General features: G+C 60.2%; 18 protein-coding genes and 1 pseudogene. 18 read left to right on the top strand and 1 reads right to left on the bottom strand.

What is annotated here, in order from left to right:
* The first annotated feature begins 5 nt into the window (after positions 1–5).
* The 17 genes from AC3WK5_RS10555 to AC3WK5_RS10475 all read left to right on the top strand — a co-directional run bounded on the left by AC3WK5_RS10555 (position 6) and on the right by AC3WK5_RS10475 (position 17,709).
* Positions 6–1,304 carry a DotU family type VI secretion system protein gene (locus tag AC3WK5_RS10555; protein WP_103314770.1) on the top strand — a complete coding sequence of 433 codons (1,299 nt, stop codon included), beginning with the start codon at positions 6–8 and terminating at the stop codon, positions 1,302–1,304.
* Positions 1,301–4,801, top strand: coding sequence for a type VI secretion system membrane subunit TssM (gene tssM, locus AC3WK5_RS10550; protein ID WP_103314769.1), 3,501 nt, complete (start codon positions 1,301–1,303; stop codon positions 4,799–4,801). Before AC3WK5_RS10555 ends, tssM begins: the two co-directional genes overlap by 4 nt.
* The gene (gene tagF / locus AC3WK5_RS10545; protein WP_103314768.1) at positions 4,798–5,451 is read left to right on the top strand and encodes a type VI secretion system-associated protein TagF; all 654 of its coding nucleotides are present in this window, start codon (positions 4,798–4,800) and stop codon (positions 5,449–5,451) included. The genes tssM and tagF overlap by 4 nt, the downstream gene beginning before the upstream one ends.
* Positions 5,452–6,183, top strand: a complete 732-nt coding sequence (locus tag AC3WK5_RS10540; RefSeq protein WP_054594699.1) for a PP2C family protein-serine/threonine phosphatase — start codon at positions 5,452–5,454, stop codon at positions 6,181–6,183.
* The gene (locus AC3WK5_RS10535; protein WP_103314767.1) at positions 6,180–9,224 is read left to right on the top strand and encodes a serine/threonine-protein kinase; all 3,045 of its coding nucleotides are present in this window, start codon (positions 6,180–6,182) and stop codon (positions 9,222–9,224) included. The genes AC3WK5_RS10540 and AC3WK5_RS10535 overlap by 4 nt, the downstream gene beginning before the upstream one ends.
* A complete protein-coding gene (locus AC3WK5_RS10530) occupies positions 9,224–9,940 on the top strand; it encodes an ABC transporter ATP-binding protein (RefSeq protein WP_103314766.1) in 717 nt (238 codons plus the stop codon). Before AC3WK5_RS10535 ends, AC3WK5_RS10530 begins: the two co-directional genes overlap by 1 nt.
* Complete coding sequence (locus AC3WK5_RS10525; RefSeq protein ID WP_103314765.1) at positions 9,940–11,136, top strand: ABC transporter permease; 1,197 nt, start codon at positions 9,940–9,942, stop codon at positions 11,134–11,136. The genes AC3WK5_RS10530 and AC3WK5_RS10525 overlap by 1 nt, the downstream gene beginning before the upstream one ends.
* Positions 11,129–12,871: a formylglycine-generating enzyme family protein gene (locus AC3WK5_RS10520; protein ID WP_103314764.1), complete on the top strand. Its 1,743-nt coding sequence runs from the start codon at positions 11,129–11,131 to the stop codon at positions 12,869–12,871. Before AC3WK5_RS10525 ends, AC3WK5_RS10520 begins: the two co-directional genes overlap by 8 nt.
* Before the next feature lie 84 nt (positions 12,872–12,955).
* Positions 12,956–13,885 (top strand): type VI secretion system-associated lipoprotein TagQ, encoded by a 930-nt coding sequence (tagQ, locus tag AC3WK5_RS10515; protein ID WP_103314763.1) that lies wholly within the window; start codon positions 12,956–12,958, stop codon positions 13,883–13,885.
* Between the two features lie 207 nt (positions 13,886–14,092).
* A complete protein-coding gene (locus AC3WK5_RS10510) occupies positions 14,093–14,479 on the top strand; it encodes a hypothetical protein (RefSeq protein WP_054594693.1) in 387 nt (128 codons plus the stop codon).
* Between the two features lie 152 nt (positions 14,480–14,631).
* Entirely contained in the window at positions 14,632–15,045 is a 414-nt protein-coding gene (locus tag AC3WK5_RS10505; RefSeq protein WP_103314762.1) for a hypothetical protein, read from the top strand.
* Positions 15,045–15,431, top strand: coding sequence for a hypothetical protein (locus AC3WK5_RS10500; protein WP_146039793.1), 387 nt, complete (start codon positions 15,045–15,047; stop codon positions 15,429–15,431). Before AC3WK5_RS10505 ends, AC3WK5_RS10500 begins: the two co-directional genes overlap by 1 nt.
* Positions 15,431–15,862, top strand: a complete 432-nt coding sequence (locus AC3WK5_RS10495; RefSeq protein WP_054594690.1) for a hypothetical protein — start codon at positions 15,431–15,433, stop codon at positions 15,860–15,862. Before AC3WK5_RS10500 ends, AC3WK5_RS10495 begins: the two co-directional genes overlap by 1 nt.
* A 76-nt stretch (positions 15,863–15,938) precedes the next feature.
* The gene (locus AC3WK5_RS10490; protein WP_256585106.1) at positions 15,939–16,562 is read left to right on the top strand and encodes a hypothetical protein; all 624 of its coding nucleotides are present in this window, start codon (positions 15,939–15,941) and stop codon (positions 16,560–16,562) included.
* A gap of 90 nt (positions 16,563–16,652) precedes the next feature.
* Entirely contained in the window at positions 16,653–16,871 is a 219-nt protein-coding gene (locus tag AC3WK5_RS10485; RefSeq protein WP_103314760.1) for a hypothetical protein, read from the top strand.
* Positions 16,868–17,293, top strand: coding sequence for a hypothetical protein (locus tag AC3WK5_RS10480; protein ID WP_103314759.1), 426 nt, complete (start codon positions 16,868–16,870; stop codon positions 17,291–17,293). Before AC3WK5_RS10485 ends, AC3WK5_RS10480 begins: the two co-directional genes overlap by 4 nt.
* Positions 17,290–17,709, top strand: coding sequence for a hypothetical protein (locus AC3WK5_RS10475; RefSeq protein WP_103314758.1), 420 nt, complete (start codon positions 17,290–17,292; stop codon positions 17,707–17,709). The genes AC3WK5_RS10480 and AC3WK5_RS10475 overlap by 4 nt, the downstream gene beginning before the upstream one ends.
* Before the next feature lie 129 nt (positions 17,710–17,838).
* On the opposite strand, the pseudogene AC3WK5_RS10470 reads toward AC3WK5_RS10475, so the two are convergent.
* Positions 17,839–17,945 (bottom strand): annotated as a pseudogene (locus AC3WK5_RS10470) (transposase); the annotation flags it as partial.
* Positions 17,946–18,255: 310 nt separating this feature from the next.
* Here AC3WK5_RS10470 and tssA point away from each other — a divergent pair.
* Positions 18,256–19,812, top strand: coding sequence for a type VI secretion system protein TssA (gene tssA, locus AC3WK5_RS10465; RefSeq protein WP_103314756.1), 1,557 nt, complete (start codon positions 18,256–18,258; stop codon positions 19,810–19,812).
* Positions 19,813–19,838: the final 26 nt, after the last annotated feature.

Raw genomic sequence — 19,838 nt, 5'->3', positions numbered from 1 at the left:
CCGCAATGAACAACGACGATCGTACCCAGTTCATGCCGACACCCGGTGGCCGTGGCGCCGACCCGGGCCGCCCGGATCCTGGTCGCGCCCAGTCCACGCCGCTTTCGATGCCGGCCGCGCCGGTGTTGACCGGTAAAGCTGAAGGTCTCAACCCTCTGGAGAGCGCCGCGGGCCCGCTGCTGGCTTTGATGAGCCGCTTGCGCAACACCATTGCCCACCCGGCGCCGGCGAGCCTGCGGGCGCAATTACTGGCCTACCTGCGCCAGTTCGAGGAACGCGCCGAGGCCGCCGGTGTGGTGCGCAACGATGTGTTGCTGGCCCGTTACGCCCTGTGTACTGCGCTGGATGAAGCGGTGTTGAGTACGCCGTGGGGCGGCAGCAGCGACTGGGGCAAGCAAAGTTTGCTGATCACCGTGCATAACGAAGCCAAGGGCGGCGAGAAGGTGTTCCAGCTCTTGGAGCATTGCCTGCAAAGCCCCCGCGAACGTTTGTATCTGCTGGAGCTGTTGTACCTGTGCATGTGTCTGGGTTTCGAAGGGCGTTATCGGGTCATCAACGACGGTCGCAGCCAACTGGAGGCCTTGCGTGAACGCACCAGTGCGGTCATCCGCAGCGCCCGTGGCGACTATGAGCGTGAACTGTCGCCCCATTGGCGCGGCGTCGCCGTGGCCCGCGACCGGTTGGCGCAATTCATGCCGCCATGGATCGCCGTGGCCATCGGCGTGGCGTTGCTGCTGGCACTGCTGTTCGGCCTGCGCTTGAAACTGGCCGCCGACGCCGAGCCGGTGTTTAAAAATATCCATGCCCTGGGCGAGATCCCGGTGCAGGCGATCGACCGCCCGGTGGTGCAACCGAAACTGATCGAGCGCCCCCGCCTGGCGGGCTTCCTTGCCGATGAAATCAAGGCCGGTCGGGTGGCTGTGGAAGATGCCGTTGATCGTTCCGTGGTGACCATCCGTGGCGATGAGCTGTTCGCTTCGGGCAGCGCCAGCATCGTCGACAATTTTCAGCCGCTGATGCTGCGCATCGCCGAGGCCATTCGCATGGTCAAGGGCCAGGTCCGGGTGACGGGGCACAGTGACAATCGCCCGATTGCCACCCTGCGGTTTCCATCGAACTGGGCCTTGTCCGAGGCACGGGCCACTTCGGTGCTGCAAATCCTTTCGGCCAAGACCGGCCAGCCCGAGCGCTTCAGCGCCGAAGGCCGCAGCGACACCGAGCCGCTGGCCTCGAACGCTACGACAGAGGGCCGCGCACGCAATCGTCGGGTCGAAATCACAGTATTGGCGGAGGGGGTCGAGTGAAGGCGTTTTTGAGTTTTATCGTCCGCTGGGTCATTCCGTTGCTGGGGCTGATAGCCCTGAGCCTGATCATCTGGTTTATCGGGCCGCTGCTCGAATTCCTGGTGCCCGAAGGCCGGCGCTGGGCGCTGATCATTCTGGTGTTCTCGGTGTGGATCGCCTACCGGGTGTTTCGCATCATTCAGGCCCGCCGTCAGGCCGCCGAAGTCATGCGCAGCCTGGCGGCACAAACCCCACCCGACCCGACCAGCGTCGCCACGGCGCAAGAGCTCGAAACCCTGCGCCAGCGCATGGACGAAGCCTTGGCGCTGTTGAAGAAAGCCAAGCTGGGCGGTGATGAGCGTCGCAATCTCTACGAACTCCCTTGGTACGTGATCATCGGCCCGCCGGGTTCGGGCAAGACCACTGCGCTGGTCAATTCCGGGCTGCATTTCCCGTTGGCGGCGCAGTTGGGCGCCGGGGCGGTACGCGGCGTCGGTGGCACGCGCAATTGCGATTGGTGGTTTACCGATCAGGCCGTACTGCTCGACACCGCCGGGCGCTATACCACCCAGGACAGTGATGCGACGGTGGATAAAGCTGCGTGGCTGGGCTTTCTCGGCCTGTTGAAAAAGCAGCGGGCCCGTCGTCCGATCGACGGCGCGTTTATCGCCATCAGCCTTTCCGATCTGCTGCTGGGCAGCGACGCCGAGCGCGCCGCTCATGCCGCCGCGATCCGCCTGCGTATCCAGGAGTTGTACACCCAACTGGGCGTGCGTTTTCCGATCTACCTGATGCTGACCAAACTCGATCTGGTGCCGGGGTTCATGGAGTATTTCGATACCCTGAGCAAGGAAGAGCGGACCCAGGTCTGGGGTATGACCTTTGCCCTGGATGACGGTAAAAGCAATGACAGCCCGCTGGCCCATCTGCAAAGCGAATTCGCCGGCCTGGAACAGCGCCTCAACGATCGTTTAGTGGAGCGTTTGCAACAGGAACGCGACCCGGCGCGGCGCGAGTTGATCTACGGCTTCGCGCAACAGTTCGGCGCGTTGAAGGATTGCCTGCAAAGCTTCCTTGAGGACGTATTCAAACCCAACGCCTTTGAAGAGCGGGTGCTGTTGCGCGGGGTGTATTTCACCAGCGGTACCCAGGAAGGCAGCCCGATTGACCGGCTGATCGGCTCCATGGCCCAGAGCATGAACCTGGACCGCCAACATCTGGCGCGCCAGAACGGCACCGGGCGCAGTTACTTCATCGAAAAACTCTTCAGCGCCGTGGCTTTTGCCGAGCGTGGGCTGGTGGGGGTGAACCCGAAAGTCGAACGTCGGCGCAAGTGGATCACTCGGGGTGTGCTGGCCTCGACTGTGGCCCTGGTGCTGGTGGTCGGGACCTTGTGGGTGGTCAGCTACCGCGCCAACCAGGCGTATATCGCGCAAGTCGATCAGAAAGTCGTGCCCCTGGGCCAGACCGTGCAAAACCTCAGCCCGGCCCAGCGGGACGTACTCGCCGTATTGCCGTTGCTCAACGCGGTGAAGCACCTGGCCGGCGACGCACCGAGCTGGGCCGAAGGCTTGGGCCTGTATCAGGGCGACATGCTTGAAGCCGAGTCCGGCAGCGTCTATCGCAAGCTGTTGATCGCGGTCTTTGCGCCACGCTTGCTCACGCGCATCGAAGAGCAACTGCATGGCGGCGGCAATTCGGACTTCCTTTATGAAGGTTTGAAGGCCTACCTGATGCTCGCCGACAGCGAGCATTACGATGCCGACTTCATCAAAGCGTGGATCGCCCTGGACTGGGACCGCAATCTGCCGCGCGACTTGCCGTCCGAGCAGCGTATGGCCCTGGCGGAGCACTTGCAGGCCCTGTTCGAGCGCCATCCGCCCACTGCACGTCTGGACCCGCGCCTGATCGACGACCTGCGTCGGCAGTTGCAACAACTGCCGGTGGCCCAGCGTGTCTACGATCGGGTCAAGCGGCAGAAACTGCCGGACGGCATCCCGGACTTTCGTATCAGCGAAGCGGCCGGGCGCGATGCGGCGCTGGTGTTCAGCCGCAAGAGCGGCAAGCCGTTGGGCGAACCCTTGAGCGGCTTCTTCACCGCCAAGGGTTATCGCCAAGGGTTTTTGCTCACAAGCCTGAACCAGACCGGCACCCTGGCTGAGGAGCAGTGGGTGCTCGGTCGCGACCAGGCAGAACAGCAGAACGTCGCCAGCCTGGCCGCCGACGTGCGTCGCCTGTATTTCCAGGATTACCAGCGCCAATGGGACGCCTTGCTGGCTGATATCGACTTCGTGCCGATCACCAGCGTAGCCCAGGCCGCCGATGTGCTGAGGGTGATTTCCGGCCCGACCTCGCCGTTGAAAAAACTGCTGGTGGCGGTGGCGAAGGAAACCGACCTGCAACAGGAAGAACGCCTGCTGGCCGCCAAGGGTGCGCCGGTGGACGGCGGGGTCGACAAGCTCAAGGAGCGCCTGGGCACCTTGCTCGGCCATGAGCAGGCGACGCAAAACACACCGGTGTCCAGCGAAGATCCCATCACCGCACATTTTGCTGAACTCAATAGCATCGTCAGCAAAAACGAAGGCGAGCCGGCGGTCATCGACGGCCTGCTGGCCGACATGAATGCGTTGTATGTGCAGGTCAGCGCCATGGTCGGCGCCAGCGGCGACGCCTTGCTTGGCGAAGCCAAGAACCAGGCCGCAGCGGCCGCGACACGGGTCAGCCTCAACGCCGAGCGCCAACCAGCGTTGGTGCAAGGGCTGGTCAAGTCGGTGGTCAACTCCACCACCAACACCATGATGGGCGGGGTACGCAATCAACTGAACGCGGCCTGGACCAGCGAAGTGCTGAACATCTATCGCCAGTCCCTGGCCGGGCGTTATCCGATGTCGCCAGGCAGTGCGCGAGACGCGACTCTCGACGACTTCGGCCAGTTCTTCGGCGTGGGCGGGGTGATGGACAACTACTTCCGCAAGTACCTGCAGCCGTATGTGGATACCTCGACCCAGGCCTGGCGCTGGCAACCGGGCGCCGCGCAGAAGCTCGGCATCGCCCCGGGCGTGCTGCAAACCTTCCAGCGGGCAGCGACCATCCGGGATGCATTTTTCCGTTCCGGCGGCACCCAGCCGATGGTGCGCTTCGAACTCAAACCCGTGGCGATGGACGCCAGCATCACCCAGTTTTTACTTGACCTCGATGGCCAGCAATTGAGCTACGACCACGGCCCGAGCCGTCCGACCGCCATGCAATGGCCCAACGCTGGCAGCATCGGCGTGGTGCGGATCTCGATCATGCCGCCCTCGGCCAGTGGTCGGTCCGGCATCACCCTGGATGGCCCCTGGGCCTGGTTCCGTCTGTTGGAGCAATCAGACCTGACCGCCGGCAACTCGCCGGATCGCTTCAACCTGCGGCTGCGGGTCGACGGCGCCAGCGCCTCTTACGAGCTGCGGGCCAACAGCGCCTTCAACCCGTTCAAGAGCCGTGTGCTTAGTGGTTTCAGCCTGCCGGAGCGGTTATGAGCACTCCGGGTTTCTATGGAAAGTTGGCCAGTCGCGGGGACTTTGTCAGCCGTGGCTTGCCGCAGAGTTTTATCGGCCCCTGGGATTCGTGGCTGGCGGCGGGTCTGCTCGCCAGCCAGGCCAGCCTCGGGGACCGTTGGCTGGACGCCTATCTGGTCAGTCCGCTGTGGCGCTTTATGGTCGGGGCCGGTGTATGTGGGCCGCAGGCCGTCGTTGGCGTGGTGATGCCGAGCATCGATCGAGTGGGCCGGTATTTTCCGCTGACCGTCGCGGTGCTGCTGGATCACGACGCTGACCCAGCGTCGGTGGTGGGCAGTTCGGATGTCTGGTTTGAACAGGTTGAGCAATTGCTGTTGAGCACGTTGAGCGTGGAGGCAAGCTTCGAAGCCTTCGGTGCAGGCCTTACGACGCTGGGCAGTCCGGCGTGCCTGCCACGCACGCCAAGCAGCCGTTTTGCCGGCCTGCATCGCTTTGATGCCACCGACCCAAAGGCGCGAATGACTGCGCTTGCCGAACAAGCCTGCGAAGGCGCCAGTCTGTGGTGGGGCCAGGGTTCGGAGCGTATCGCCCCCGCTTTATTGCGGTGTCAGGGACTGCCTGTCGCCGCCGATTTTGCGCAATTTTTGCTCGGCCAAGAAGGTGTTGTGTAGATGCGTCCAAGCGCTGGAAAGACGTTCAAGTCTGCAAGCAAGAGCCATGTCGGTATGGTCCGCCAGGTGAATGAAGACGCTTGCCTGGACCTGCCGGAAAACGGCCTGTGGGTGGTCGCCGATGGCATGGGCGGGCACGCGGCGGGCGACTACGTCAGCAGTCTGATCGTCGACAGCGTGCGCAGCATTGCCGTGGGCCGATCGCTGGACGAATACTCCGCAGCGCTGAAAAACGACCTGCTGCGGGTCAACGCTGCCGTGCGCGAAGAAACCGCCAACCGTGGCGTGACCATGATGGGCAGCACTGTGGTGTTGCTGGCGACGCGTGACTTGCGCGGGGTGTGTCTGTGGGCGGGCGACAGCCGCTTGTATCGCCTGCGTGACGGCCTGCTCGAAGGCATCTCGCGGGACCACAGTTACGTTCAGGATTTGCAGGACAGCGGCTTGCTCAGCGAAGCCGAGGCCCGGGTGCATCCACGGGCCAATATCGTCACCCGCGCCATCGGGGTCGATGCGCAACTGGACTTGGCGATGGTTGAGCTGCTGTTGATGCCCGGCGACAGTTACCTGTTGTGCAGCGACGGGCTGAACAAGACCGTCGAGGACCATGAAATCGCCGAGGTACTGAACCACGACGAGCCCGGGGAAATCGCCAGCAGCCTGGTGTCCCTGGGCCTGATGCGCGGCGCTCCGGACAACATCACCGTCATCGTCGTGAAGGTGCCTTCATGAACCCCACGGTGAACATTCTGATCCCGGGCTACGACATCGACGGTGAGATCGGCGAAGGCGCCATGGCCAGCGTTTACCTGGCGACCCAGCGCTCGCTGGAGCGCAAGGTGGCATTGAAAATCATGGCCGCCGCGCTGGCGGCCGACCCGAGCTTCTGCGAGCGCTTCCTGCGAGAAGGCAAAACCCTGGCGCGCCTGTCTCACCCGCATACGGTCACCATCCATGACATCGGCAATGTCGGTGAGCTGTATTACATGGCCATGGAATACCTGCCCAACGGCACGCTCAAGGAGCGTATCGCCGCCGGCCTGACGCCGGAGCAGGGTCTGATCTACATCCGCCAGATCGCCTCGGCCCTGGGCTATGCCCATGGGCTGGGACTGGTTCATCGTGACGTCAAACCAGCGAACATTCTGTTCCGTGCCGATGGCACGGCGGTGCTCTCGGACTTTGGCATCGCCAAGTCCCTGGACGACCGTACTCAGTTCACCCAGGCCGGTTTCGCCGTCGGCACGCCCAGCTACATGAGCCCGGAACAGGCGCGCGGCCAGGACATTGACGGCCGGGCCGACCTTTATGCCCTGGGCGTGGTGCTCTACGAAATCCTCGTCGGCAAACTGCCTTACACCGGCAACGATGCACTCTCCACGGCCTTGGCACATTTGACCGAACCCTTGCCGGAGCTGCCGGTGCACCACGGTCGTTATCAAGAGGTGCTGCGCCAGCTGTTGGCCAAGGACCCGGCCGACCGTTTCCCGGATGCGGCGGCACTATTGCGGGCGCTGGATAATCTGCCCGGGGAATCGGTTGAAGCAACCACGATCCGCCCGTTGCCGATTCCGACGTCGCTGAAGTCGACCGGCGATGACCTGGCGGGATTGACGCCGGTGTCTATCGACATACCCAGCGGTCCTGTGCAGCCGCAACCCCGACCCACGCCAACTCCGCCAACCGTGAAGCCGACGCCGCAGTCCTCGATCTCGGAGCAACGAAAGGGCTCGATGTTCGCACTCGCTGCCGTCGCGGTGGCCGTGGCGCTGGCCTTGGGCGGCGTGGGTTATTGGTGGCTGGGCCGTGATGCTAAAGTCGATGCCGACGTGAAGCCGCCGCTGGTTTCCGCGCCGCCGACCTCTACACCCCAGGTCAATACGCCGCCCGCCGTGGCGACGATGGAGGTTGATGGCGGTCAGCGTCCGCTGCTGATGGCCGGCAAAAAAACCTTGTTCCAGCGGGTGCTCAGCAAGCCGGGTGCGACGCTCGCCAGCGAAGCGGGGGCGGCGCCTGGCAAGGCCTTGCCGGCGTTTTCCGTGCTTTACGTCTATCAGCGCAAAGAGGTTGATGGCAGCCCTTGGCTGCGTGTCGGCGCGGCGACTGACGGGCGCAGTGACGGCTGGTTACCGGCCGCGCAGGTCAGCGACTGGAAGCAAAGCCTGGTGCTCAAGTTCACCGAACGCTCCGGCCGTGCGCCGGTGATGTTTCTGCGTCAGGCCGGCGACGTGGAGAAGCTGCTGGCCGACCCGTCAGCGGCAAAAAACCTGCTGCTCAAGAGCCAGCAAAACCACGAAGACAATCAACGCGTGTTGGCCCTGGAACCGGCCGCGAGCGCGGTGCCGCAGAACCAGTTTTACCTGTTGCCGATCTTCGATTCGCGCGAGAGCTTCGATGAGAACGGCCAGCCGGTGCAGTTGCTGAATGTGGCGTCCATCGACCCCGGTAGCGCTCCGAAGGCTGCCGCCAGCAACACGCCAATCACTACCGCCAACGCCGACGCATTCCGCACCGCCGTGGTATTGGTGGTCGATACCACTGTGTCCATGCAGCCCTATATCGATCAGGTGCGCGAGGTCGTGCACCAGCTGCAAACCCGCATCGCCGAGCGCGGCGAGCAGGACAGCGTCAGCTTCGGCCTGGTGGGGTTTCGCAACAGCATCAAGAAAACACCGGGTCTGGAGTACGTCGCTAAAACCTTGATCACCCTGGAACAGGGTCGCGACCCACAGCGTTTCATGGACATGGCGCGGCAGGTCAAGGCGACCACGGTCTCGAGCCATTCGTTCAACGAAGATGCGTTTGCCGGTGTGATGGAAGCGGTCGAGGGCATGGATTGGTCCGGTTATGGTGGGCGCTTGATTCTGTTGGTCACCGATGCTGGCGCCCTGCGCAAGAACGACCCGTATGCCTCCACACAAATGAACGAGGCCGAAGTGCGTCAGGCTGCGCTAGGCAAGCAGATCAAAATCTACGCCTTGCACTTGCTCAGCGACGCTGGCAAAAAAACCCACGCCGGTGCGCAAAGCCAATATCGCACCCTGACCGCCGACGCCAACCCGCAGATCGGCGACCTGTACATTCCGGTACCGGGCGCCGATGTGCGCAAGTTGGGTGAGCGGGTGGACGAGATCGGTTCGGTGTTTGCCGACCTGGTGCATCAGGTGCGCAGCAACAAGCCGCAAACCGTGCCGCTGCTGAGCGCCGCGCCGAGCCTGACCGACAAATCGGCAGCCGTCGGCTACGCGATGCACATGGACTTCCTGGGGCGTAAAGCCGCCAGTCAGGCGCCACAACTGGTCAGCGCCTGGACCGCCGACCGCGACCTGACCAACTCGGCACTGCCGGCGTTCCAGGTGTGCGTGATGCTGACCAAATTGCAGCTCAACGACTTGCAGCAATCGCTGAAACTGATCGTCGATGCCGCCCGCAAGACCCAGACCTCGCCGAAGAATTTCTTCCAGGAAATCGCCAGTGCCAGTGCCTACATGAGCCGTGATCCTTCGGCCTTGCGCAAGGGCGGCAACCTGGCCGATGGCGGGGTTCTGGGTGAGTACCTGGAAGGGCTGCCCTACCGCAGCAAGTCGTTGAGCATGACCCAGGACTTGTGGCTTTCCCTGAGCGTGGCCGAGCAGGAAGACTTTATCGACGAGCTGGATTCGAAAATCCGCCTCTACGAAACCTTCCATAACGACTTGGCCAACTGGGTGCGTTTCGGCGATGCCGAGCCGGGTGATGCCTTGTACCGCGTTCCGTTGTCGACGCTGCCGTGATGCTGAACATGAGCGCGGTGCACAAGAGCCGGGGCGCCGGCAGCCAGCGCTACAGCCTGGTAATTCCACGGCTGCAACTGCGTGCCGGTGAACAACTGGCGGTGGTTGGTCCCAGCGGTTGCGGCAAAAGCACATTGCTGGATTTGCTGGCGCTGGTGCTGGCTCCGGATCAGGCCGGGCAGTTTGATTTTGCGCCCGGCCACACCAAGACAGACATCAGCGGGCTGTGGCGCGCAGATGCGCAAAGCGCCTTGGCGGACCTGCGCAGCCAGCACTTGGGCTATGTACTGCAAACCGGTGGCCTGCTGGATTTTCTGGACGTGCGCGGCAACATCGACCTGTCGCGCAAACTGCTCGGCTTGAAAGACGACGGTAGCGTGGATCGTCTGGCCGGGGCGTTGGATATCGCCGATCAACTGGGCAAAAAGCCGGGTGATTTGTCCGTCGGCCAACGGCAACGGGTGAGTTGCGCCCGCGCCCTGGCCCATGGGCCGCGTCTGCTGCTGGCCGATGAACCGACCGCCGCCCTTGATCCGCTGAATGCTGCGCGAGTGATGCAATTGCTGGTGACCCAGGCCCGCGAACACGGCGTGTGCTGCGTTGTCGCCACCCACGACGAGTCGCTGGCACGTGCCAGCGGCTTGCAGGTGCGGCGCATCAGTTGTCGTCGTGACGTCGATGGCGGTGTCACCGCCACCCTCGGGGAGGCCAGCTGATGCGCAACACGCTAGTGGCTTCCCTGGCCTGGCAGGATTACCGCAACGATGTGTGGCTGTCGGCCTGTTCGGTATTGGCGTTGGTGGCTGTGGTCGCGCCGCTGCTGGTGCTGTTCGGCTTGAAATTCGGCCTGGTCAGCAGTTTGACCGAACGCTTGGAAAACGACCCGGCCACCCGGGAAATCATCCCCCTGGGTGGCGGCCGGTTCAGTGCCACGTTTATCGCACAGTTGAGCCAGCGCAGTGACGTGGCTTTCGCCTTGCCGCGCACCCGACAGATTGCCGCGACGGCGGATCTGACCGCTGGCGCCGCGACGGTGACCGTCGAAATGATCCCCACCGCGGCCAACGACCCCTCGCTCGGCAGTCTTCCGGTGCCCCAAGGGCTGGATCAGGTACTGCTCAGCCAGACAGCCGCCGAAAAGCTCGGGGCCAAGGCCGGTGATTGGCTGGTGGCCAGTGTCGGCCGGCAGGTGGCCGGTCGTGGCGAAGCGCAACGCACTCGCGTCCAGGTGCTGCGCGTTCTGCCGCTGGAAGCCTTCGCCCGGGACGGATTGTTCGCGCCCTTGACGTTACTGGAAGCGGCTGAGGATTACCGGGACGGCCGCGCCGTGCCGGCGTTCGGTTGGCCAGGCGATGCGGTGGGCGTGTCGGAGCAGCGGGTGTATCCGGCGTTTCGCCTGTACGCCCGCAGCCTCAAGGATGTCGAGCCGCTGCGCCAGTACTTTGCTGCGCAGAACCTGCTGGTCTCGACCCAGGCCCAGACCATTGCCCAAGTGCAATCGCTGAGCCGCAACCTGTCGATCGTGTTCTGGATCATCGCCGGATTGGCCTTGGCGGGAGCGTTCGCGGCGATTTTTGCCGGCGCGTTGGCGGCGGTCGAGCGCAAACGCCGAGACTTGTCGGTGTTGCGCCTACTGGGGTTTTCCACGGCGGCGTTGCTTTTGTTTGTGGTGTTGCAGGCGCTGTACAGCGCCGGCCTTGCCGCCCTATTGAGTGTCGGGCTGTATGGCCTGGCGCAATCGGGCCTGAACCATTTATTTGTGCAGATGCCAGGCGAGTACGCCAGCCATCTGCTGGCGCGTCACTACGCGTTTGCCATCGTGGCCGTGCTCGGCGTCAGCGCTGTGGCAGCGGCGTGTGGTGGCTGGCGAGTGGCGCGTATCCAGGCGTTTGAAGGAATCCGAGATGTATAAGTTACTGGGCGCCGCCGTGGCGCTGAGCCTGGCCAGCTTGGGCATGGCTGGTTTTGCGAGTGCCGATGAAAGCGCAGACAAACTGGACAACCCCAAGCCGTTAGCCGATGACGTCAGCCTGCCGCTGCCGTGCGAAGGGCAGATGGTGTTTCGTTACGTCTACATCCTGGCCCAGGGCACTCTGGACGACCGCGAGATCAGCCTCGGCTATCCATTCAGTGAGGACGAGGCCGGTTATCAACAGTCGTTCATCTCCGGTTACCGCCGGGACTTTATCAACGGCCAGTTCACCCTCAAGGATCTGCCCAAGGATTGGGGCAAGACCATCACACCGTTGATGCCCAAGACCGACAGCAAGACCCCGCTCAAACCGATGCTCTATTTCATCGGCAAATACGAGGTCACCGCCCGCCAATACGCCGAAGTCATGGCCCAGGCGCAATCGTTGGCCAGCGGCGAGCCGGCACCGGCCTGCGAGGCCTTGAAAACCGAGGTCCCGCAAGGCATGGCCGGGCGTTTGCCCAAGGTGAAATTGTCGCGATTCGAGGCCGAACGCTTCTCTGCGGTGTACAGCGCCTGGCTGACGAAATACCACAAGGACCTGCTACCGGTGAGTGGTCGCGGCACCTCGGCTGAAGAGGGCGGGCTGGGTTTTGTGCGCTTGCCGACCGAGGTCGAATGGGAATTTGCTGCCCGTGGCGGGCAGGCCGTTAGCCGCCAGGAACTGGAAGGGCGCCTGTTTCCCCGTCGTCTGGAAGGCAGTGAAGGCGACGGGCCACTGGCGGACTGGGCGGTCTTCAACCAGGTGGCCGGTGGCACTGGCCAGGCAGCGCGGCTGATGCCGATCGGTACCAAACTGCCTAACCCTATCGGCCTGTTCGACGTGATCGGCAACGCCGCCGAGATGGTCCAGGAGTCCTTCCAGCTCGTGCACGCCGGACGTCGCCAAGGCGCCTACGGCGGCTTCGTGGTCAAGGGCGGTAACTACCTGGAAGGCGAGGGCACCTTGTTCACCGGGATGCGTCGTGAGTACCCGCTGTTCGCCGCCGACGGAACCGAGCAAAGCAACGAAACCACCGGGTTCCGGGTTGCGATTGGCGCGTTGTCGGCGCCACGTTCGCGCTACAAGGAACTGTTTACCCAATGGCAGAAAGAAGGTCGGCTGGCTTCGCTGACCGATGCCATCGACGACGCCCAGGATCCGACCAAACGCCTGGACAGCATCATCTCCGCCAGTATCGACCCGCGCCTGCAAGCGGAGTTGGGGCTGGTCAACGAAGAGCTCAAGCGCAACGTCTCGCTGATCGCCCAGCAGCGCGAGGAAGCGGCCGGCAACCTGATCCAGTCGGCGGCCCTGGTGGCCGAGACCGTCAACAACTACAACATTCGCCTGACCAATTTGCAGAAGAGTCGCCAGCAGGCCGTGGACGCCAAGGACGAGGCCAGCGCCAAGCTGTTCGCCACGGCCATCGACAACGGCCGCAGCGCGCTGGACGGCGCGGTGGCGATCTACATCGACAACCTGGCAACCGGCACGCGCTACACCGATGCCGTGATCCAGGCGCAGCTTCAACGTATCAAGGAAGAGTTGGATCGCAAGCCAGTACTGGGCAAGAGCCTGGTCACGCGCGCGACGTTATTCGTGCGCCATGTCGGTGATTATCGTCAGCAACGACGAGCCGACCCGGCGGCGATATTAAAGGAATTGCTCGCATCGAACGCTCAGCGGTCTTGATTGTTCGTTGTACAGCAAGCTTGGAAGGGACTCAGGCGGCGATGGGCCGTGCTGAGCTGGTCAAACTTAAAAGAGAACACAACTATGCTTTCCTCCCGTAAACCTTTTGCTTCGCTTTCCAAGCGTCACTTGGTGCTGATTGCCGTCGGCTTCAGCACCGTACTGACCGGTTGCGCCACGTCGCCGACCGCCAAGGTCGCCTCGAGCACCAAGGTCGAGTACTACCCCAACTGCTACGAGCCGGTGCAGCACCTGCGTGCCACCGATTCGAACATGACCAAGTCGGTCGTCACCGGCGCGGCCGTCGGCGCTGTCGGCGGGGCACTGCTGGGCGCCCTGACCGATTCCGAGAACCGTGGCCGCAACGCCGCCATCGGCGCAGCGGGTGGTGCCCTGGCGGGCGGCGCGGCCGGTTACTACACCGAGCGTCAGAAGCAGATCGCCGATGACAACCAGCGCATCGCGTCCTATGCCACCGACGTCAACAAAAGCGCCGCCGACATCGACCGCAGCACCGCATACGCCAAGACTTCGCAGCAGTGCTACCAGAGCGCGTTCACCAAACTGGTCGCCGACCGCAAGGCCAAGACCGTCAGCGACACCGAAGGCCGCAAGCGCCTGGCAGAAATCGTTGCGGGCCTCAAAGAGTCCAACGACCTGATCGTTGCGGTTAACGGCAAAGCCAGTGAAGACCTGAACAACTACACCCAGGCCTACGAAAAAGACCTGCAACAAGTCGGCGTGCAGCGCACCGACGTGGTCACCGTGGCGACCGCCGACACCACACCGGTCGTGACTCCGGCCAAGAGCAAAAAAGTAGTGAAAGTGGCGAAAAAACCGGTGCTGCCAACCGTGCCGAAAGAAGCGGTCAGCACCGAGAAAACCCTGCAGACCGCCCAAGCCAAACAGGCTGAAAGCAAGCAGGTCGCCAGTGCCGGCACCACTCAGGTCAACAGCATGTGCAAAAACCCGGACCTGGGCGACTGGGCACCAGTGCCTTGCCCGAATGTTTGATTGAGTTGTTGTAGGTCCTTGATCGTTCCTGCGCTTTGCGTGGGAACGATCTGTACGGGCTACGCCTTGGCGCTATGCGCCGCCATCGTATTTGCTCTCCTTACCAACTTCCATAGGAGATACCGAATTTGTCGATGTGGGCTTTTTTCAGAGTGGGCGCATTGCAGTCGCTGCGTTGACCATTGGCAAACATCCAACGTGGACGCCATGATTTTAAGAGTTACTTTAGGTTTGATTATTTATCTGTTGGTGATTGCTCTGTATTTCGTTGTTCATGATTATGGGGTTATTTTTTATAAGACTCATATGGGCGGATTTACAGCGAGAGGGGTCGCAATAGGTGGCACCGCGGAACTGACATTTTATTTTTTTATTTTCGTAAACATTGTTGTATTTGTTATGCCGACGTTGGTGGCGAAAATTGTGCCGATAGTGCTGATGGTCGCTATCGTACTTTTCTATTTCCTTCCAGAAAATCCGGTTCGTGCAATGGCCTATAGCGGGCTTACCTTCAGTATGAGTATTTTGGCGCTGGTCACTCGTTTAATAGTGGATCGACAAATGCCCCAGCGGAAAATTTACTCTAATTCATGATCAGGCAGCCAACCCATGTCCTTTAATCACTACGACCAGAGCGAACTTGCCTCACTTCGCCAGTTGGGCCGCTGTTTCGCTGAGCATAGTCCGGCGTTGGCGCTGTTTCCGAAAATTGCGGCTGTCCCGAGTGCTCTTGAGATACCTGGAAAATGAACAGTGCCAGCAAATGTTTGGTGTATGCCGCTGCGCTAATGATCAGTTTGGTTATTGCAATTGCCATTATCGTGAATGGGATTTTGACTCGCGTCCCCGACGTTTCGAAGCTGAGTCCATCTGGCCGTTATCTTATTGCGTCGGTTCCTGCCAGCTCCCTTCTGACTCCTCGGGATGCCGTGTACTTGCGCTTTACCGATCGTGACCATCCCGATCAGGTGTACCGCACTCCCTTGTTCTCTGACGTGTCTTTGGACATGGGTGCATTTGAGGACGCGCAAACAGTGGGTGTTGTATTCATTGATTTTGATAAGCAGGGCAAGAAGTTCACGCTCGGGTTGTCCAACCCGAGAGAGCATTGGCTGGACTTTTTTATCAGCAACACGCCTTACGAAATTGAGGCCAACTGATGTCGAACCGAAGTCTGTCTCTGCCAGTGTTTATTTCATCGCTGGTTGTAGTTTTACTGCTGCTGGCTTTGCTTGGACTGAAGGTGCAGAGCTCTTGGGTTGCGCAGCCATTAAAAAAATACTGGAATGATTCAGGCACGTGCTACATCTCCAGATACGCACCTGATTACAGAGTGTTAGGTGGGGTGGGGAGTATCATCGAAATATTCAGCAGCCCGTATTTTTACCGTGTCTATTCAACGGATGGTGAGCTATTGAAAACGTCAGAGTGGTATCTGTGGATGCGAGAAGGTAATTCCGGAGTTGCTCCAGAATTTCAAGGCGAAATGATCCTGTACCCAGGTACTGAAGGCTGGGAAAGTTGGACGGTTACGGAATGTCGTTGATGATGACCAGTTCAGTAAAAAGGAAGCAGCCCCGAACCTTGATCGCAGGGTTGATGGTGTTGGTGGCGTGTTTTGTTTTACTTTTTTATGTTGTCAAGGCAATGCTTGGTTACCCTGCGAGTTCGATGATTGTGAGTCCTTCAGGGCGCTACATTTTTGAAAACGTTCACGTAGGTCGAGTCTTGACTTTGGGCGGGATGGCGTATTTGAGAGTGACTGATAGAGAGAGTCCCGAAAAGGTCTATCGCACGCCATTATATTCGACCCAATTGCTGGATATGCGCTCGGTTGAAGATGACAAAACGGTCGGCATTGCTTGGATGTATTTCAATAAGAAAGAAAGAACTTTTGATATAGCCATGCCTAAGTGGGAGTGGCACTGGTTAAATATTTTTATCAGTAACACGCCCTATGTCCACATGGAAGACTGACGAACATGTTTGTGAGCGGTGAAATAGAAGGCTACTTGGCCGTTGTCTCCGACAGCGACTTGTTCGGGAGCTTCGCATGCATGGCGCTGATTTTGGCCCTGACGGGCCTGCGCGCTGCGAGCCGGAACTCGAAGCTTCACTGCACGCTGACATTCGTCACCTTGATGGGCTTTGCGGTGATGCACGGCATTGGCACTTACTTCCTGAATCAACCGCTCGCATGAATATGAAAGACCGCGTCGAAGCACGTACCGAGCTCACCAGAATTCAATACCAGGCAGCTCACTCATGTCCGGTAACCACTACTATCAAAGCGATGATTAAGTTCGCTGGCATCCTCCCGCTCTTCATCTCCCTGGCTAGTTGCGCGGCACAACAGGTTTACAACAACCATGTTTATGTCGAAAACCGCTGCGACCAACCGTTGGAAATGAAGATTTCCAACAGCTCCAATCTGCATTCACTGGAGCGCAACGTGAAGGCCGAAGCAGGATCGCGCGCCTTGGTGGCGAGCTTTGCCTCTTATGGCGAAGACGTGATCGAACAAATACCGGGCAACTATTCGCTGACCATCACTGATGCCGTCGGCACCAAGGTGGTTGACGGTGCTCAGTTGCGACAGCGCTTGAGCGGCGTGAAAAAAATGAATGACGGCACTCAGCGTGAGTGGACGATCAACGATGCGTCTTTTTGCCCATGACATTCACTATTTCAATGCCACCGTGGGAAAAAGTTGGCTGAACGTATTCATCAGTAATACACCTTATACACACATGGAAAACTGACAGACATGCTTATACCAAGTGAAATAGAAGGTTACCTGGCCGTTGTGGCCGACAATGATTTGTTTGGCAGCCTGGCCATGTTCTGTCTGGTACTGCTCTTGACGGCACTGCATCGGGGCATCCGAGAGTCACGCGTGCACCGAGCACTGACGTTCATTGCATTAGCGATTGTTGTCGCCATGCAAGTCGCGGGTTCCTACTACGGGACTATTAATCCGGCATGAATAAATACGTCCGCCTGCCCCTGTGCCTGTTTTTCCACGCCCTGGGCTGTGTTGCCTACGCGTTTCTGAATAAAGCGGTGGTGATTGGCTACAAAGCTTTGAACCAAGGTTTCACCTCGCATGGTGTTGCTATCGGAATGGCGAGCTACGCGCTCTTTTATATATTTCTGGTCGTCAATCTGGTGATTGCACTGGTACCGAATCTCGTGGCCAAGCTCCTGCTGCTGAGCGTGATGGTCGGCTTCATCCTGCTCTGGATGCTGCCTGAAAATCCGCTAAGGGCGCTGTTTTATGGTGTGGCTCAGGGATGTGTCACGTTGTTGGCGATTTTGGCGACGCAAGTCATTGAGTTGCGCTGGGAAAGACGCAGCTTCATGCGACGGGCAACACCTGCAAACCCTGTTAAAGAGGCAAACGCGTGATCAATGCAGGTCGCCGCCGACTACTTGTCACCGCCCTGTGGATTCCGCTGGTCGTACTCCTGCTGATGGTGCTGGAAGATCGGCTGAGCAATTTTCCTACAACCGTCGAGTTGTTCGAGACCTTCGGATTGGCTTTTGGCATTCCCGCCTACATCGCTTTTGCCCTGGTGGAAATGCGCCTTCTGCGTGGCAAGAGCGAGCAGCGGATACTCAACCGAATCTGGCTCGGACCATGGGTATTCATCCCGTTTTACGCGGCACCGTGGATGATCTTCGGGTTGGCAAAAATGCTCTGTGGTTCCTCCAGTAACATTGCATTGATGTTCGGTTGGGTGGTTTTCATTCCGTATGTACTCATCGTCGGCTATGTGGTGGCGGGGCTGACGATAGCGGTCTACAGGACGTTTTATTCATGAGATTCAATACCAGGCAGGTACTCCATTTTCTTTAAGGTCACGCTCAGTGTGGCGCCGTCCTCGCAACGGAACTCAAAGCTGTCCGAGCACCACAGCTGGGCAGTTCGCTGACCAGTTTCACTGGTCGTCCCCCGGTTCAAGGCTCTCGCGAACCATGGCCAGTTTTTGCTCTGGCTCCAGCGTCGCCGCCGCTCCTGGCCCAAAAACTCCCCACTCTTATCGTTGCGGTTAGTCATCAACATAACCGTTTGCCTATCCCCCATCGTAAGGGGGAAATGGTGTCCTGTTTTTCATGGGGCTCGCTCAGTAGGAAGAGTCCAGAAGCCATATCTGAAATGTCCGGTTTCAGTTTAAGAATGTTCCTACATTCATAACTTTTTGTTTTTGGCATGCTTCACGCCCCATCAGGAGGGGGTCAGTTGTGATGCGGCCGCTTTTAAAAAAGCATGGCTTCAATTAGAGAAGGCTTTCGCCGTTTTTTTAATGCAATCCCGCGCCATTGGAATCCCAACGGGCGATGACAGTCGTTCTAACTAAAGGCCACGGATGTCCTACTCAAACAAACTTTCTGCCCATTACCTTGAACTCGCCAAAGCCTCTGTTTCCAAAGAGAATTTCGCGGGCGAGGATGTTCGTTTTTCGAGCGAATACGAGGCACTGGAAAGCGAGTTGGGTAAAGCCCAATCCATGCACGAAAGCGGTCAGATCGACTGGCTGAAAATCCGCGAAAACAGCGAAAACCTGCTGCGCACCCAGTCCAAGGATTTACGAGTCGGTGCCTGGCTGACCTGGGCCCTGTACCAACGCGAATCCTTTCAGGGACTGCTGGCCGGCCTCGGACTTCTGCACCACCTGTGCGAGAACCACTGGGCCGAGGTTCATCCCAACAAAGCCCGCACCCGCTCCGCTGCCATCAGTTGGCTGGTGCCGCGTCTCGAGCAGGTGCTGAACGAAAACGTCGCGATCAAAGAGCAACTGCCGCTGTTCCGCCGATTGGTCGAGCACCTGGAAGGTCTCGATGCTGCCTGCACCGAGCACATGGGCGACGACGCACCGCTGCTGCTGCCGATCTCCCGCCGTCTGAAAAACATGGTTCAGCGTGCCGCCGACAACCAGCCGGAGCCCGGTGCTGTCGGTGCGGTGGTGGCTCAGGTCAAGCAGGTTGCGACGCAACTGTTCACCCCCGGCGCGCCGATCGACAACGAAAAAGAAGCCCACAAGGCCCTGCGCGCGCAGCAGGAAAATGCGCGCCCACTGTGCGCCTGGTGGTTGAAACAGAAAGCCACCGACCTGCGCGCCCTGCGCCTGAACCGCACGTTGCTGTGGCTGCCGATCGACGCCGTCCCCGAGCGCAACGCCGAGCAAATCACTGCTCTGCGCGGGCTGCCGGCGGACAAACTGAAAATCTACCAGGACCGTTTCGACCAGGGGCAATTCGCCGACCTGTTGGTGGAGCTGGAGGCGAGCCTGGCCAAGGCGCCGTTCTGGTTCGATGGCCAGCGGCTGGTCTGGGAATGTTTGCAAGGGCTGAACGCCGAGCTGGCCATGCGCGAAGTGGAAATCCACTTCGCGTTGTTGATTCAGCGCCTGCCGGGCATCGTCGAATTGCGTTACCACGATGGCGCGCCGTTCGCAGATCCGGCCACTCGCGCCTGGATCAGCGCCCACGTGATGCCCCATCTGCAAACCGCCAGCGCGCCGCGCAAAGTCGAAGTCAGCGCCAGCCAACCGGCCTGGGAACTGGCGCTCGAAGACGTCTTGCCGGTGCTGCGCAAGGACGGCCTCAAGGCCGCGGTGCAGATTCTCAAGCAAGGCCTGCAAGCTGCCTACGGCGGGCGCGTGCGGTTCTTCTGGCAGTTCAGCCTGGCGCGGCTGTGCTTCCTGGCCAAGAAATACGAACTGGCCAAGACCCAGCTCGAAACCCTCGATTCAGAATTACAGAACTCAGGCTTGCACGCCTGGGAGCCTGATCTTGCGCTGGAAGTGCTGCACCTCCTGCATAGCTGCTGTGAGTTGTTGCCGCAGAACCACGCAGTGCGAGAACGCAAGGAAGAGATTTATCGCAGGCTGTGCCACCTCGATCTCGAAGTGGTACTCGAATAGGCCCCAGGGCCACAACCGCAAGGAGA

This window comes from Pseudomonas sp. FW306-02-D09B (genome assembly GCF_058782685.1).
The sequence above is the reverse complement of the archived record's forward strand: the minus strand, read 5'-3'. Positions and strand labels throughout refer to the sequence as shown.

Bases quoted from the DNA above. Each gene is read 5' to 3' on its own strand.
- AC3WK5_RS10555 (WP_103314770.1), top strand. From the start codon at position 6: ATGAACAACGACGATCGTACCCAGTTCATGCCGACACCCGGTGGCCGT.
- tagF (WP_103314768.1), top strand. From the start codon at position 4,798: ATGAGCACTCCGGGTTTCTATGGAAAGTTGGCCAGTCGCGGGGACTTT.
- AC3WK5_RS10540 (WP_054594699.1), top strand. From the start codon at position 5,452: ATGCGTCCAAGCGCTGGAAAGACGTTCAAGTCTGCAAGCAAGAGCCAT.
- AC3WK5_RS10535 (WP_103314767.1), top strand. From the start codon at position 6,180: ATGAACCCCACGGTGAACATTCTGATCCCGGGCTACGACATCGACGGT.
- AC3WK5_RS10530 (WP_103314766.1), top strand. From the start codon at position 9,224: ATGCTGAACATGAGCGCGGTGCACAAGAGCCGGGGCGCCGGCAGCCAG.
- AC3WK5_RS10525 (WP_103314765.1), top strand. From the start codon at position 9,940: ATGCGCAACACGCTAGTGGCTTCCCTGGCCTGGCAGGATTACCGCAAC.
- AC3WK5_RS10520 (WP_103314764.1), top strand. From the start codon at position 11,129: ATGTATAAGTTACTGGGCGCCGCCGTGGCGCTGAGCCTGGCCAGCTTG.
- tagQ (WP_103314763.1), top strand. From the start codon at position 12,956: ATGCTTTCCTCCCGTAAACCTTTTGCTTCGCTTTCCAAGCGTCACTTG.
- AC3WK5_RS10510 (WP_054594693.1), top strand. From the start codon at position 14,093: ATGATTTTAAGAGTTACTTTAGGTTTGATTATTTATCTGTTGGTGATT.
- AC3WK5_RS10505 (WP_103314762.1), top strand. From the start codon at position 14,632: ATGAACAGTGCCAGCAAATGTTTGGTGTATGCCGCTGCGCTAATGATC.
- AC3WK5_RS10500 (WP_146039793.1), top strand. From the start codon at position 15,045: ATGTCGAACCGAAGTCTGTCTCTGCCAGTGTTTATTTCATCGCTGGTT.
- AC3WK5_RS10495 (WP_054594690.1), top strand. From the start codon at position 15,431: ATGATGACCAGTTCAGTAAAAAGGAAGCAGCCCCGAACCTTGATCGCA.
- AC3WK5_RS10490 (WP_256585106.1), top strand. From the start codon at position 15,939: ATGCATGGCGCTGATTTTGGCCCTGACGGGCCTGCGCGCTGCGAGCCG.
- AC3WK5_RS10485 (WP_103314760.1), top strand. From the start codon at position 16,653: ATGCTTATACCAAGTGAAATAGAAGGTTACCTGGCCGTTGTGGCCGAC.
- AC3WK5_RS10480 (WP_103314759.1), top strand. From the start codon at position 16,868: ATGAATAAATACGTCCGCCTGCCCCTGTGCCTGTTTTTCCACGCCCTG.
- tssA (WP_103314756.1), top strand. From the start codon at position 18,256: ATGTCCTACTCAAACAAACTTTCTGCCCATTACCTTGAACTCGCCAAA.